This window comes from Methylobacter sp. (assembly GCF_036845245.1).
Lineage (GTDB): Bacteria > Pseudomonadota > Gammaproteobacteria > Methylococcales > Methylomonadaceae > Methylobacter_A.
The window spans coordinates 17,757-32,545 of record NZ_DAIUEH010000019.1; the positions used below are offsets into that span (position 1 = coordinate 17,757).

Here is a 14,789-nt window from a genome sequence, read left to right on the forward strand (position 1 = left end):
TGATCAAAAGGACCACCAAGTCCCATAGATCAAGGGCAGTTGCAGGAGCATCGCTATTAATAAATACTGCGAACAATATAAGATTGACAATCAAACGCTTGTTTGAAATCATATCATTCAATCGTTTGATTTATTTTTACGGCAAGCAATTTATCGAGGCAGCATGGTCAAAAACGAAAACACCGAAACAGAAACGCATGATGCACGCAGCAGGCTGGTTTTAGCCGCATTGCGCTTGTTTGCCGAAAAAGGTTACGAGGCCGCCACCACCAGGGAAATCTGCGACGCGGCATCGGCAAATATTTCGGCCATCCGCTACTATTTCGGCGATAAGGCCGGGCTCTATCGTGTCGTGTTCACCGAGCCGATGGGCGAGACCAAATGCCACACCAATATTGCAACATACTCAGATCTACCTCTGGCCGAAGCACTTGGCAGGTTTTTCACCGAATTTCTTGAATGCCTGAAAAAGGGCGAGGAAGTCAGGCTGGTGATGAAACTGCACTTCCGGGAAATGATCGAACCGACCGGAATCTGGCAGCAGGAAATCGACACTGAAATCAAACCGCAACATGAAGCTCTCGTTGCGATGCTTAAAGAACATTTGGGCCTGCAACGCATTGATGCGGATGTGCATCGGCTGGCTTTTGCCATCGTCGGCATGGCCGTATATTTTTATGTCGGGCAAGAAGTTGTTGCGGCCATTTCGCCGCAACTGTTGAGCACGCCAAAAGTGATTGATGTTTTGGCTGAACGTCTGGCCGGTTACGCCGTCTCGATGATCGAAGGCGAGGCCCGGCACCGCGCACAAGAAGCCAATCATGAGTAATAAAAATCTGCAAATACTAGGCAGGAATCTTCTGCCGTTGCTGTTATCAGCGTGCGGCTCCAGCGGTTTGCTGACCACAGTGGGGCCCGATTACCAAACATCACCCTTGCCAACTGAGGCTAACTGGCAGGCGCCCCAGCCACCCGGAAATAACTTACCTACTGCACACCAAGGCGACTCGATGGATTTAAGCCGGTGGTGGGATCGTTTTCAAGATCCGGTTCTGAATCGCTTTTTGGCATCAGCCCAGCAAGAAAGCGCGTCAGTAGCCGATGCCCGGGCGCGCATCGAGCAGGCCAGAGCCAACCTCGTCGGTGCCGATGCGGCCTTATTGCCGACTATAGACTCCAGCATCGGCGCAAAACGCTCCTCTTCTTCCTTTGGCGGCGCTCCGTTCTTGTGGAACCAGTTCCCGGCCGGGCTGCAATCGAGTTGGGAAATCGACCTGTTCGGCGGTTTGGCGCGGCAGGAGCAAGCGGCCCGCAGTCAGCTGGAATCGAGAAACGCATCCTGGCACGACGCCCGCGTATCGGTGGCGGTGGAAGTCGCCAATGCTTATTTGGCATATCGCTATTGTGAGGCTCAAGTGCAAATAGTGCAGGCCGATACCGATTCTCGCCGGGAATCGGCGCGGCTTGCGGAAATAGCAGGTAAAGCCGGGTTCCGTGCGCCGGGGGATGTCGCCCTCGCCGATGCCAGTGCAGCCGAAGGCAACAGGACTTTATTACAGCAACAAACGCAATGCGAACGCTCGATAAAGGGCTTGGTCGCACTCACCGGCATACAGGAAACAGAAGTTCGTAAATTGTTAACCGAGGCACCGGAGCGGGTGGCAAAGCTGCCCAGCCCGTCGGCGTTCCGGATCGATTCCCTGCCTGCCCGTGTGTTGCTGCAACGGCCCGACGTGGCCGCCGCAGAGCGCGATGTTGCGGAGGCCAGCGCCAAAATCGGCGTCGAGCAGGCCAAGCGCTTTCCGAAGCTAAGCCTGTCCGGCAACATCACGCCCACGTTGCAAAACATTAACGGATCAGCGCTTTTGCTGGCGCAAACCTGGGCGATCGGTCCGACGCTCAGCTTGCCGCTGTTCGATGCCGGTAAGCGGGCTGCGGATGTGGAAGCGGCGCGAGTCCAATATCAGGCCGCCGAAAGCACGTTTCGCAGCAAGGTGCGCACGGCGGTCAAAGAAGTGGAAGACGCTTTGGTGCGCTTAGACAGCGCCAGCCAACGCTTACCCGAAGGTCGCAAGGCTGTCACCGGTTATCGGGCAAATTTTCTGGCTGTCCAACAACTTTACCAAGTCGGCTTAGGTAATTTGATCGACGTCGAAACGGCCCGGCGTAACGTTCTGTCCGCTGAAATGGCCGTTAAAGAACTGGAGCAGGAACAGGTAAGCGCCTGGATTGCCCTCTACCGTGCAGCCGGTGGAAGTTGGGATGAACCTGAAAATACCCGGAAAGTGGATGCTGCAAGCTCTTTTGTTCCGGGCAACAGCAAGCCCGACAAACCAAATCAATTGTTAAATCATCAAATCGATTTCAACGAAGGAAAATCATGACAAAAGGAAAAATAGCTGCCCTCCTGACAGCCATAATCGTATTGGTCGGCATAGGCATTTTCGCCGGACGTAGCAACCAACCTGCCGCCAATACGGCTTTGGCGCCTAAGCCTGCGCTCAGCGTTACGGTAGTGCAGCCCGTCATGATCGATATTCCTATGACACTGACTGCCAACGGTTCGATAGCCGCATGGCAGGAGGCCATTATCGGCTCTGAAATAAGCGACCTGCGTTTGGTCGAAGTGAATGTGCAGGTGGGACAAACAGTAAAGAAAGGCCAGGTGCTGGCGGTTTTTTCCGACGAGAGCGTTTTAGCCGATGTCGCCCAAAGCCGGGCAGCGCTGGCCGAAGCCGAGGCTAACTTGGCCGATGCACGCGATAACGCCGAGCGGGCTAAACAGATCTCTGCTTCCGGAGCCCTGAGCAGCCAACAAGTGAATCAATATCTCACCGGCGAAAAAACGGCTAATGCCAAGGTTCAATCAGCCAAAGCGCAGTTGGATTCGCAATTGTTGCGGCTGAAATATACCAAGGTTTTAGCCAGCGATGACGGGGTTATTTCTTCCCGTAGCGCCACATTGGGGGCTGTCGCGGCAAAGGGCCAGGAGCTATTTCGGATGATCCGGCAAAACCGGCTGGAATGGCGGGGTGAAGTCACCGCGGCCGAAATGGCGCAGCTCAAACTCGGCATCCCTGTCAGCGTCGATGTGCCCAATGTTGGCAGCATCAAGGGCAAGATTCGCGCACTGGCGCCGACGTTGGACGAAAAGAGCCGCAATGGTTTGGTCTACGTAGATTTACCCGAAGCCGCCCAGCACGGCTTGCGCTCAGGAATGTTCGCCAAGGGAGAATTCCAGATCGGCGTCAACGCAGGCCTGACTATTCCTCAGACTGCGCTCTCTTTGCGGGAAGGTTTTAGTTATATCTTCAAGCTGGGCGAGCAGAACGGCTCGCTTGTCAAGGTCTCCCAGATCAAAAGCCAACTGGGCCGAAGAATCGGTGACAGTCTGGAAATACTTTCGGGGCTCAAGCCGGGGGATAAGATAGTCGCCAGCGGCGCCTCGTTCCTGGCCGATGGCGATACTGTGCAGGTGGTGCAGCCATGAACGTCTCCTCATGGTGTATCCGCAACCCCATTCCGGCGTTGATGTTGTTTGTGCTGTTGAGTTTCGGAGGGATGTTGAGTTTTCAGTCGATGAAAGTTCAAAATATGCCGGATCTGGATTTGCCTACTGTGACGGTCACCGCATCATTGCCCGGCGCCTCGCCGTCCCAGCTGGAAAGCGAAGTGGCGCGTAAGATCGAAAACGCTGTCGCCACCTTGCAAGGTCTAAAGCATATCACCACTAAAGTGCAGGATGGCAGCGTCACGATCACTGCCGAGTTCCGGCTGGAAAAACCGGTGCAGGAAGCGCTGGACGACATACGCTCCGCCGTGTCCAAAGTGCGTTCCGACCTGCCTGCCGATTTGCGAGACCCGGTCGTTACCAAGCTGGATTTGGCCGGATCCCCGATTCTGGCGTTTACTGCCGCCTCCGCCCAGCGCGATGACGAAGCGCTGTCCTGGTTTGTAGAAGATACTATTGCCAAAAAACTGCTCAGTGTCCGAGGTGTGGGCCAAGTTAGCCGGGTGGGCGGCGTTAGCCGGGAAGTGACCATTGCCCTGGACCCCGTCAAATTACAATCGCTGGGCGCTACGGCGGCCGATATTTCCCGCCAGTTACGAGCGATACAAAGAGAAAGCGCCGGCGGGCGGGCTAATTTGGGCAGCGGCGAGCAGCCGTTGCGCACTTTGGCTAACGTTGCTTCGGTAGAAGAAATGCGGCCGCTGCAACTGTCATTGGCAGACGGGCGCAGTATCCGGCTCGAGCAGGTCGCGACGATAGACGACACGGTGGCGGAGCCTCGAGCCCTGGCTTTGCTTAACGGCAAACCGGTGGTAGCGTTTGAAGTCACCCGCAGCCGCGGTGCCAGCGACGTCGAAGTGGGCGCGGGCGTGCAAAAAGCCTTAGCGGAGTTGCGCCTTGCCAACCCGGATATAGAATTTACCGAGGCGTTCAATTTTGTCACCCCGGCCCAGGAAGAATTCCAGGGTTCGATGACCATGCTTTATGAAGGCGCCTTGTTGGCGATATTGGTCGTATGGCTGTTTTTAAAAGATTGGCGGGCGACTTTCATTTCCGCCGTAGCCTTGCCGTTGTCGATAATTCCGGCTTTTTTGGGTATGGACTATCTGGGTTTTTCACTGAATGGCATCACCTTGTTAGCCTTGTCCTTGGTGGTCGGCATTTTGGTAGACGATGCGATTGTCGAAGTGGAAAACATAGTGCGCCACTTGCGCATGGGTAAAACGCCCTACCAAGCGGCGATGCAGGCGGCCGATGAAATCGGCTTGGCGGTGGTCGCCACCACCTTTGCCTTGGTTGCGGTATTTTTGCCGACGGCGTTCATGAGCGGGGTTGCCGGGCGCTTCTTCAAGCAATTCGGCTGGACAGCCGCGCTGGCAGTACTGGCCTCGCTGGTCGTGGCGCGGATGTTGACGCCGATGATGGCCGCTTATCTGTTGAAAGACAGCGGCCACTTCGAGCCGCCGGAAGGGCGCATCATGAAAAACTATATGAAACTGGCGGCCTGGTGCTTGCAGCATCGCCTGACCACGATAGCGGCTGCGGCGGCGTTTTTCGTCGCGTCCTTGTTGCTGATTCCTTTACTGCCCACGGGATTCATACCGCCGGACGATAATCCGCAGACCCAGGTTTTCGTCGAATTATCGCCCGGCGCCAGCCTTGCTCAAACCAGTGCCTCGGCGGAAGCCGCCCGCCAACTGGTGGCGAGCGTGCCTTATGTGAAATCGGTTTATACCACCATCGGCAGCGGTTCAGCCGGCGGCGATCCTCTTGCCGGCTCTCAAGGCGGCGAAGTGCGTAAAGCCACGCTGACGATTACGCTGGCTAATCGGCAAGATCGGCCTGTGCGTAAGCAAGTCATCGAGCAAAACATCCGGCAAGCGCTGCAAAACCTGCCTGGCGTGCGCACCAAAGTGGGCCTCGGCGGATCGGGCGAGAAATACGTGCTGGTGCTGAGCGGCGACGATCCTCAGGCCTTAAGCACCGCCGCCCGTAACGTTGAGCGCGATCTTAGGACTATTCCCGGCCTAGGCAGCATCGCCTCCAGCGCTGCGCTGGTAAGGCCTGAAATTGCGGTACGAACGGATTTTGCCCGTGCCGCCGACCTGGGCGTCACCACCGCGGCTATCGCAGAGACGCTGCGCATTGCCACGTTAGGGGATTACGATTGGTCTTTGCCCAAGCTCAATCTTGCCCAGCGTCAGGTACCGGTGGTGGTGAAACTGGCCGCAGATGGACGCAGCGATCTTTCGGTGCTGGAACGGCTCGCCGTGCCGTCAGGCAAAGCAGGTTCGGGTTCGGTGATGGTGAGTCAGGTGGCCGATCTGGAGCTTTCCAGCGGGCCTGCGGTCATTGATCGTTATGATCGCTCACGCAATATCAATTTTGAAGTTGAGCTTTCCGGTCTACCGTTAGGGGATGTGACTTCAGCGGTGCAAAATTTGCCGAGCATTCGCAACCTGCCCGCCGGGGTAAAGCAGATCAATATTGGTGATGCCGAAATGATGGCCGAGCTTTTCGCCAGTTTCGGCCTCGCCATGCTGACCGGTGTGTTGTGCATATTCATCGTACTGGTGCTGTTGTTCAAAGAGTTATTACAACCGATCACCATTTTGGCTGCGTTGCCGCTTTCTTTCGGCGGCGGTTTTGTCGCGCTGCTGTTAACCGGCAAAGCGTTTTCGATGCCGTCGCTGATCGGACTGATTATGCTAATGGGTATTGCCACCAAGAATTCCATATTGCTGGTCGAGTATGCGATTGTTGCCCGGCGGGATCATGGCATGTCTCGAATGGATGCGCTGCTGGATGCCTGCCGGAAACGCGCCCGCCCTATCGTTATGACCACCATCGCGATGGGTGCCGGTATGTTGCCGATTGCGCTTGGCATGGGAGGCGTGGATTCATCCTTTCGCAGTCCGATGGCGGTCGCCGTGATCGGCGGCTTGGTGACTTCCACCTTGCTCTGCCTGTTGGTGATCCCGGTGGCGTATACCTATTTGGATGATTTCAATAATGTAATCAAGGCATTTTGGCGGCGCTATGCCCCCGCCAAAGCATTAGGCGCTAAACCGGGTGCTGCTGGTTGATGCCGCATGTAAAATCCGGGAACGATCTGATTAAGCACTTCGGCCTGTGGCCCCGGCGGCGGGTTACTTCCAATGTCACTAATGGCCGCTTTCCGACCGGCGCTAACGGCCTTAGCCTGCTATGCCCTTCGGCGAGGCGCATTTTTCATCATGTGCGAACCGACACAGACTGCTCCACACGCCGCCACCGTCATTTATTCCTCATTTCCAAACGTGTCTAACCAAATCAATTATTCGCCCGGCCAATTCCATAATAAGCAATACCTTGTTTTTTAAGTAATTCAGGCTGATATAGGTTTCTTCCGTCAAAGATCACACTATCTTTCAAGGTGTTTTTTATATGGTCAAAATCAGGGCTCCAAAAGTTTTTCCATTCTGTCACAATGATTAATGCATTTGCGCCCTGTAATGCTTCATCGGCTGTTTTAGCCAAGCTCAGACCAGGCTTATCGCCATAAATTCGTTTTGCTTCTTCCATCGCTTCCGGATCGAAAGCTTGAATGCTCGCACCTGCATTAATTAATGCTTCCAATATGACGCGACTCGGCGCTTCCCTCATATCATCTGTTTTAGGCTTAAATGCCAGCCCCCAAAGTGCAAAAACTTTTCCTTTAACATCGCCGTTATAATGTTGCAGCACTTTAGTAATAATGACTCGTTTTTGACGATCGTTAACATTTTCGACGGCATTGAGTAATTCCGCATTATATCCAACCTGTTTTGCAGTACGCTCCAGGGCTTTGACATCTTTAGGAAAACAAGAACCACCGTAACCACAGCCGGGATAGATAAAAGAATAACCTATGCGTGAATCGGAGCCTATGCCGGTTCTGACATGTTCGATATCTGCGCCTAACAATTCGGCTAGATTGGCCAGTTCATTCATAAAGCTAATTTTGGTTGCCAGCATTGCATTAGCCGCATACTTAGTGAGTTCGGCTGAACGAATATCCATGACGATGACTCTGTCGTGATTACGATTAAATGGCGCATAAAGCGCTTTTAATAATTCCGCCGTTCTTGGATTATCCGTTCCCACAACAATTCTGTCAGGCTTCATAAAGTCAGTAATCGCAGCGCCTTCTTTTAGAAACTCAGGATTTGACACCACATCAAAATCAACATTAGCGCCACGTTCGTTCTGAACTTGAAGCATGACTTCTTTCACTCTATCGGCGGTGCCGACAGGTACCGTCGATTTATCAACGACAATACGATATTCGGTCATATTTTCAGCAATCGATTTAGCGACAGCTAAAACATATTGTAAATCCGCCGCACCATCTTCATCAGGAGGAGTCCCCACCGCAATGAATTGGAACACACCATGACTAACTGCTTCTTGTATATCAGTGGTGAACCTTATCCGGCCGGCTTGCTGATTTTCTATGACCAACGCTTCTAAACCCGGCTCATAAATTGGGATAATACCTTTTTTTAAGTTGTCGATTTTTTCTTGATCGACATCGATACAAACCACATCATTCCCAACCTCGGCTAAACAAACGCCTGTTACTAAGCCTACATAGCCAGAACCAAATACCGTTACTTTCATTACTACGTCCTAAATTTTAATTGATTGAGAAAACATTTTTGATTGACTCTAATTTTTGGATATTCCGAAACTCAGGGCAACCCCACTCTATTATCCAAGTCAGTAATTACTGATGACATGGATTATGAGCCATTATTTTGTTTCGATACCGACTAATACCTCAATTGCCCGTTCCTGCGGCGGATTAGATTCAATAGACTTCTAAGCTTAAGCGCTAGATTTTCTGGAGCGTGAAGAGTACACGTCCGATTATTCTCTTCATCGAAACAACACATATATTATTTCCTTGATTTTATAAAAACCGCCTTGATAGCTCCCTGGGACGGTATTTCAAAATATCGCCAGCAAAAATAACAACACGGAATAAACAGCATCAAAAAAACATAGCCCGCAGTCGGAGTAAATACGCCAATCTTTGCTCCCCAAAAAACCACAGACAAACCGGAAAATAAAACAATAAACGGCGTTTGCAAGAGATAGACAGAGTACGATATATCTCCGATAAATTGAGCGATTGCTTTAGTATTACCGACAACGTTGGCGTTAACGCTAACGATAAGGATCACTGGAAAAACAAGCGTTATAATGATGAGGTCGTAAATCCATCCCAAGTCGAATTGCAGCGTAGAAACAAACAAAATCGCCATCAAAACAAGCCAGAAGGCCGACCCCCTAAATCGCTCAAATACTCCGCCGCTGAAAATCACTAATCCGAGAATAAAGGAGTAAAACACTCGAGCAAAACCATAAATAAAATTTTGGCTCGACCAGCCAACATCCAAACCTTGGTTTGAAAATGCACTCCAAAACAAAGCGCACCACGAGACTAAAAGTACAATCAGCAAATATTTATTTAGCAATTTCCGAAAAAAAATAAAATAAACAATATTAATCATCAACTCAAAAAATATTGACCAAGCCGCACCATTAAAAATATAGAGCCTGTCAATTGAATACGGTTGAAAAAAACTGGGTAGCATTAAACCGTTAAAAACCACCGTTCCAATGACAGGAAGCGTATCAAAATAGTGAAAGTCTTGATAAAGTTTTGCCCCCATCACAAGAAACCCAATGGATACTGAAGCTGCTAATAAAGGCCATAAGCGCGCTACTCGAGCTATTAAAAACTGCCTGAAGAATATTTTAGGCCTAGCTTCTACTGAATAATTAGCTGCGATCACAAAACCGCTAAGAGCAAAGAAAAAATCCACGCATAAATAAGCTTTGGGTAGGATTATTCCTCTGGCATCAAAAAGAAAGTCCGTGTGATACAGCAGGACGCAAAGTGCAGCAACGCCCCTTAAAAGATCCAGCGACGCATAATGTGGAGCTGTTTTATTGACTCCACCCTGCGATTTGTTCGCTTCGCATTGAATTAAAATAGTGTTCACAACATTCCTAAAAATATTTAATGAAAAAGCAGCTTGCATCGTTCAATTTTTCACTGCAATCTTGGGCGAATTCGTTGCATTTGGGGACGATCAACGCCACCAATCGGCTCTAAGGACAGCGGATAGGCATCTGACCACCACATGCCACCGGCCCAATAAAACCAACCCAAACAATTCTGATCAGTCATATCCAAAAATTTATCCAGCGCAAGCAACCACCTTGGATCATTCCCAGGTACCCCCCACTCGCCGATCACACCACGCTGCCCATATTTTTTGAGCCAATCGATAAAAGGCTGCAAGCGCTTTTCTACCAGCAGCGGCAAATTGACGCTACCATCAAGAGGGGCCAAATAATGGCCGGTGTAATCAGCATCAAAATAGGCATGGGCTTCGTACACCACCAGCCCGCTGGGATCGGTAACAAAAGGTTGAGGGTTAACGCTAGGCCAGCGGTGAGCATTACTCCAGCCCTCGCCTGCCACATAAATATAATGGGAGGAGTCAACCATCCTGACGCCATCGACACCCGCCTGGGCCACCTGAGGCCAACGCCCCCCGGTATCGTGAGGCTCATTCATCAGCCCATAGGCAAGTAAGGCACGGTGATTGCCTATGGCTCCGGCAAGCCGTTTCCATAGGTCGTTAAATGCCTTCGCAGGAACGGCCGCTGTACCGACAATATTTCCACGGTAGCGACCATAGTTATGCAAATCCAGCACGACATGCTGATTCCGCAAGGAGGCATCGTCCAGAACCTTGACGATCCCGGCCAGATAGGCGGGATCCAGTGGTCTGTACAGCACGGGCTGGAGCCGCTCCCAAATGAAAGGAAAACGAATCGCATTGAACCCGGCTTCGTCGTAATACTGAATCTTGGCCGGCGTGGGAAATCTGTAATCGTAATTTACAACGCCGGGAATCCGGTTGGGGCCGAATTCGGCGCCTGCCAAATTGATACCACGTTCCGGTGATACGCACCCCGCAGCCATGGCAACTGGGGAATAAAGCCAATAGGCTTGGATTATAATAAATACGATTAATTTGAACATGTCAGCAACTCCCGAATAATTTGTTGTATTTGATTAAGGTAAGGCACACTTTTTTAGACTTCATCTATTCACCAAGTCTAGCGCTATACTTGGGCTAGACCCGGCAATTCCCAGGCCTGATTTAGCAACTCATCCAGCAGTGACTGACAAGGCATTCGCTTTCATGAATAAGATCGCTTATCACCCCGTGCCTATTATTTCGAGGGCTGTTCCGAGCGATCCAGCGCTACATTGACCGGTGAATATTCCTGATGTGCATGACCAAAGGCACCGGCAACAGTACCGGCGCCCCGAAGGATATGAGTGATCGCGCGCATCCCATAATAGGATGAAAAAAGTAACCCCGGCAACATAGCAACCCCAAAGCCCATTCGCATGAAGCCTTTAAACGCTACCAGTTTAACCAAGCTCACCGGTGTTCCGTCGAGTCGCTCAGTCACTGAAAAAGTATTTCCTAAGCGATACTGTCGCTGAACAATCCACCTCATCTTCAAACGGCTCATAGGAACTTCTTCGTACACAGGGGCACCGGCCGACCATACGATACGCATGCCCAAAGCAACGGCCTTACGGAAAAACATAAAGTCGGAACCTCCCGTCATTCGCATACGCTCGTCAAAACGATGCCGGGTTTTACGGATGAATGCACGCGAGATCAATACGTTATTAGTAGCCGCTTCCCTCAGCTGCGCTTGATCGGCAAATTGCCAACTATCAAAGACCCGGCTTTTAACTAACCACTGCGGCGCGGATTCGGGGTAGACAGGAATGACCGCGCCAAGCACACAATCCGCACCAGTCGCGCGTTGCGTTTTCAGCAATTCGTCAATCCAGGTATCGCCCGGCCACTCATCATCATCGATGAAACAAAAGAACTCGGCATCATCCTGCACCACAGCCATGCCCGTATTGCGTGCGATGGGAATGCCTTGCGCGGGCTCGGAGATATAGTGAACGTCCAACGTACTGCCTAATTGGAACAGTTCTATACTGGCTTTAGCCGAACCTTCCTTGTCATTATCGACAACGATGGCCGTCACGCGGAAACCGCGTGATTGATCATGGCATTGTTGTCGATCCAATCCTTCCAGAACCCGAATCAAGCCCTGCGGGCGACGATAGGTGATGATAATTACAGCAACATTAATCATAAATCCTCATTTTCACTATTTATTCAATACGATTTGACGTCATTTTTTATGACCATCATCCGAAAACTTTTAATCCAAATTCTCTCAACACACGCACAATAAATTTTGGATTACCCAACACATATCTCCGCCACATTCTTCCGGGCTCCTGCAACAACCGGTATACCCACTCAATCCCCAGCCGGCGCATCCAAGCCGGCGCCCGCTGAACTTCATTACAAAGGAAATCAAAAAGCGCCCCAACTCCCCATGCAGACACGGTAACGTCCGGCACTAATCGTTCGATCCAGCGTTCTTGCAAGCCATTGCCCATTGCGACAAGAACAAGAGTAGGGCTAGCGGCCCTTATCCTGTCTATCACGTACTTTTCTTCCGCTTTGGAAAAAAATCCGTGCTGATAGCCGACGATAGTGTGATGAAGCCAACGCTTAGCGAAAACATCCGCGCAACGGGTAATCACATCTGCACTAGCGCCCAATAGAAAAATACGTAAAGGCGTAGCGCAATGGTCGAGAAAATAGGGCGTGAAATCCGTACCGTTAAGGTTGTCTGGAAACGCTTGCCGATAAAGCAGTTTGCTGGCCAAGTTGATGCCCGATCCATCGTTAAGCAGTAAAAACCGGTTGAGCATGTTTCGAAGCCGGGTATCTTCATAGGCAACATTTGCAAGATTGGCATTCAAAAACGCCAATCGCACCGGAATTTTCTGCTTGAGTCTGGCCTCAAGCAGGACTAAAGCTTCCTCTCGCGTCATCACGGCAACCTCCAAACCAAAGACGCCACGGCTTTCAATCGCAAGCGAATCAGGGCTGGTTTGTTCTTCAATCGCAGGAATCCTCAGCTTGAGTGTTGACTCAAGCTGGGCTAAAACTTCCCCACACGTGATCACGGCAGCATCTAAGTCCATGGCAATCGACAGTGAATCGGGGCTGGTTTGTCCCTCACTCACCGGAGTTACCTGCTTGAACCTGGACTCAAGCTGAGCCAAGACTTCCCCACATGTGCTCACGGCAGCATCTAAATCCAAGATGCCACGGCTTTCAATCGAAAACGAATCAGAGCCGGTTTGTTCCTCAATCACCGGAATCCTCTGCTTGAGTATTGATTCAAGCTGGGCTAAGACTTCCTCGCATGTGATTACCGCCGCATCTAAATCCAAGACGCCACGGCTTGCAATCGAAAGCGGATCGTACCTGGTTGGTTCCTGAGTCACCGGAAGCCTCTGTTTGAGCCTGGACTCAAGCCGGGCCAGAACTTCCTCACGTATCATCAGCGCAACATCTAAATCCAAGACTCCGCGGCTTTTAATCGAAAGCGAATCAGGCCTGGCTTGTTCCTCAATCACTGGAAGGGTATTTTTATTCATAGCATCTCTTTAATATTGCGATTGCACTTCTGTTTAAATATGCGCAAGTCAAAATTCTGTGACTTGGCGTAAAAAACTAATACAGCCTGAACATTTGCAATCCAAGGGCATGACGAAACTTTCCGGTATTCAGCCAAAACTTGAATGCACATTTAAGCGCCAGATCTTTACGAAAAGGAAAACAAGCCGCCGTAAACACCAGAAAAACCGGTATCTTGATTAAGGCCATCAGGTAAGTTTGAATGCGCGATGCGAAAGAGGTACGCGCAATGATAATGCTGGCGTATGTCTGGCCGCCTCGCATATAACGCCTATATAAATGGCCAATGCGCAAGCGTTCCGGCGGAACGGCTTCATACAGTTTGGCGTTTTCAGATGCCAGCAATACCGCACCGGAAGCATGAAGCCTTACGAAAAAATCCGTGTCCTCTCCACCCGACCGGCCGAACTCTTCCCGAAACCTTAAACCAAGCCGTTCAATACTTTCCCGACGGACTATCGCATTGCATGTTGAACCTGTATTAACTTGACTACCGTGCAAGCCGACTCTCTTTACAAAGGGCCCTGCTTTACAGATCCAGCCGGGGGCGGTCTCGGGAAACACGGCATCAATGGGCCCAAAAATAGCATCGGCCCCAGAATCTTCGGCCTGATTAATGAAGTTGACCAGCCAATCGGCATCGGCCCACTCGTCATCATCAATGAAAGCCAGATAATCGCCATTTGCGGCATTAAGACAGGCATTACGTGCAACAGAGATATTGCCGGCCGCGGACGTAACAACCCGAATAGCAAACGGCCAACCGGTTTCCCCTGCCAGAATCAGGCCGACAGCGCCGTTTGCGCTGTCATCGGCAATGACCACATCGATTGTCGTATCCGCCGGTACACGGCAAGCGGCAATGGAACGCAGCGCAATCAATAGCGACGGCCGTCCTATGCTGGCGATGCAGACCGTAACAGTCAACATGCGTGGTTTTCCAACACTCAAGTCATCAGCCATAAATCAATCTTTCCAATCTTCAAAGCTGAACCGATACTTGCCCTTTTTCAAATCTTCCTCAATCGAACGAAAAGGTTTCGCGGGAAATCCGGAAACGAGACTGCTATCGCACACGAGTTTAGAAAGGACGACCGATCCGAGCGCAACAATATTATTGTTTCCTATGGATGTACCCGGAGAAAAACGCACCGCGGAACCGATGTAGTTATTATCGCCAATCTGGATGTCCCTATCTTCAACGCTCAAGCCATGGGTCCAAAACTGACTGCCATGACCGGCAATCCAGCTGCCTTCACCGATAGAAATCTCGCCGTAAACGTCGAAGAAATGCTCGTCCAGCACCAAGGAACGAGCGCCCAGCATGAGACGGGGCGTGTAATGACGGTCCTTAAAGCGATCATGGGTAATATGCCAAGAACAGGTAAAGCGGTTGCATTTCCCAATTCTGGCGCTATCGCCAATTCGCACCTCAATCGGCCCTTTGAACAAATTAAGCATTCCGATATTGACCTGTTCCCCCAATTGGAAACCCGATACTGCTATGACAGTAAGGAAACCTGTTTTGGATGAAGCCGGAATTTCGTATCCCATCAGAACACGATAAAACCACCGTCGTAAACCCGCTAACGGCATGGCAGAGATTAACGCTGCAAGTACTATTTTTTTCAACTTTC

The 14,789-nt window shown here is 51.0% G+C and carries 11 protein-coding genes; 4 read left to right on the top strand and 7 right to left on the bottom strand.

The genetic code is table 11. The features are described 5' to 3' along the window. Positions 1–163: 163 nt before the first annotated feature. The 4 genes from V7051_RS09970 to V7051_RS09985 are packed head-to-tail and all read left to right on the top strand — an operon-like array spanning position 164 to position 6,597. Positions 164–829: a CerR family C-terminal domain-containing protein gene (locus tag V7051_RS09970; RefSeq protein WP_333874808.1), complete on the top strand. Its 666-nt coding sequence runs from the start codon at positions 164–166 to the stop codon at positions 827–829. Then, positions 822–2,384, top strand: coding sequence for an efflux transporter outer membrane subunit (locus V7051_RS09975; RefSeq protein ID WP_333874809.1), 1,563 nt, complete (start codon positions 822–824; stop codon positions 2,382–2,384). The genes V7051_RS09970 and V7051_RS09975 overlap by 8 nt, the downstream gene beginning before the upstream one ends. Then, positions 2,381–3,490: an efflux RND transporter periplasmic adaptor subunit gene (locus V7051_RS09980; protein ID WP_333874810.1), complete on the top strand. Its 1,110-nt coding sequence runs from the start codon at positions 2,381–2,383 to the stop codon at positions 3,488–3,490. The genes V7051_RS09975 and V7051_RS09980 overlap by 4 nt, the downstream gene beginning before the upstream one ends. Next, the gene (locus V7051_RS09985; protein ID WP_333874811.1) at positions 3,487–6,597 is read left to right on the top strand and encodes an efflux RND transporter permease subunit; all 3,111 of its coding nucleotides are present in this window, start codon (positions 3,487–3,489) and stop codon (positions 6,595–6,597) included. Before V7051_RS09980 ends, V7051_RS09985 begins: the two co-directional genes overlap by 4 nt. Positions 6,598–6,823: 226 nt before the next feature. Here the strand turns inward: V7051_RS09985 and V7051_RS09990 are convergent, their stop codons facing one another. The 7 genes from V7051_RS09990 to V7051_RS10020 form a co-directional block, all read right to left on the bottom strand. Then, on the bottom strand, positions 6,824–8,152 hold the full coding sequence (locus V7051_RS09990; protein WP_333874812.1) for a UDP-glucose dehydrogenase family protein: 1,329 nt from the start codon (positions 8,150–8,152) through the stop codon (positions 6,824–6,826). 278 nt (positions 8,153–8,430) lie between these two features. Next, the gene (locus tag V7051_RS09995; RefSeq protein WP_333874813.1) at positions 8,431–9,543 is read right to left on the bottom strand and encodes an acyltransferase family protein; all 1,113 of its coding nucleotides are present in this window, start codon (positions 9,541–9,543) and stop codon (positions 8,431–8,433) included. A gap of 50 nt (positions 9,544–9,593) precedes the next feature. Beyond that, positions 9,594–10,595, bottom strand: a complete 1,002-nt coding sequence (locus tag V7051_RS10000) for a glycoside hydrolase family 5 protein (RefSeq protein ID WP_333874814.1) — start codon at positions 10,593–10,595, stop codon at positions 9,594–9,596. 194 nt (positions 10,596–10,789) lie between these two features. Beyond that, positions 10,790–11,746, bottom strand: a complete 957-nt coding sequence (locus V7051_RS10005; protein WP_333874815.1) for a glycosyltransferase family 2 protein — start codon at positions 11,744–11,746, stop codon at positions 10,790–10,792. A gap of 55 nt (positions 11,747–11,801) precedes the next feature. Further along, entirely contained in the window at positions 11,802–13,112 is a 1,311-nt protein-coding gene (locus V7051_RS10010) for a WecB/TagA/CpsF family glycosyltransferase (RefSeq protein ID WP_333874816.1), read from the bottom strand. A 76-nt stretch (positions 13,113–13,188) separates the two neighbouring features. Further along, on the bottom strand, positions 13,189–14,115 hold the full coding sequence (locus V7051_RS10015) for a glycosyltransferase (protein WP_333874817.1): 927 nt from the start codon (positions 14,113–14,115) through the stop codon (positions 13,189–13,191). 3 nt (positions 14,116–14,118) lie between these two features. Beyond that, entirely contained in the window at positions 14,119–14,784 is a 666-nt protein-coding gene (locus V7051_RS10020; protein ID WP_333874818.1) for an acyltransferase, read from the bottom strand. Between the last annotated feature and the right edge of the window lie 5 nt (positions 14,785–14,789).

Excerpts from the sequence above, each read along its gene's own strand:
- V7051_RS09990 (WP_333874812.1), bottom strand. The coding sequence starts at position 8,152 with ATGAAAGTAACGGTATTTGGTTCTGGCTATGTAGGCTTAGTAACAGGC.
- V7051_RS09970 (WP_333874808.1), top strand. The coding sequence starts at position 164 with ATGGTCAAAAACGAAAACACCGAAACAGAAACGCATGATGCACGCAGC.
- V7051_RS09980 (WP_333874810.1), top strand. The coding sequence starts at position 2,381 with ATGACAAAAGGAAAAATAGCTGCCCTCCTGACAGCCATAATCGTATTG.
- V7051_RS09975 (WP_333874809.1), top strand. The coding sequence starts at position 822 with ATGAGTAATAAAAATCTGCAAATACTAGGCAGGAATCTTCTGCCGTTG.
- V7051_RS09985 (WP_333874811.1), top strand. The coding sequence starts at position 3,487 with ATGAACGTCTCCTCATGGTGTATCCGCAACCCCATTCCGGCGTTGATG.
- V7051_RS10005 (WP_333874815.1), bottom strand. The coding sequence starts at position 11,746 with ATGATTAATGTTGCTGTAATTATCATCACCTATCGTCGCCCGCAGGGC.
- V7051_RS10015 (WP_333874817.1), bottom strand. The coding sequence starts at position 14,115 with ATGGCTGATGACTTGAGTGTTGGAAAACCACGCATGTTGACTGTTACG.
- V7051_RS10000 (WP_333874814.1), bottom strand. The coding sequence starts at position 10,595 with ATGTTCAAATTAATCGTATTTATTATAATCCAAGCCTATTGGCTTTAT.
- V7051_RS10010 (WP_333874816.1), bottom strand. The coding sequence starts at position 13,112 with ATGAATAAAAATACCCTTCCAGTGATTGAGGAACAAGCCAGGCCTGAT.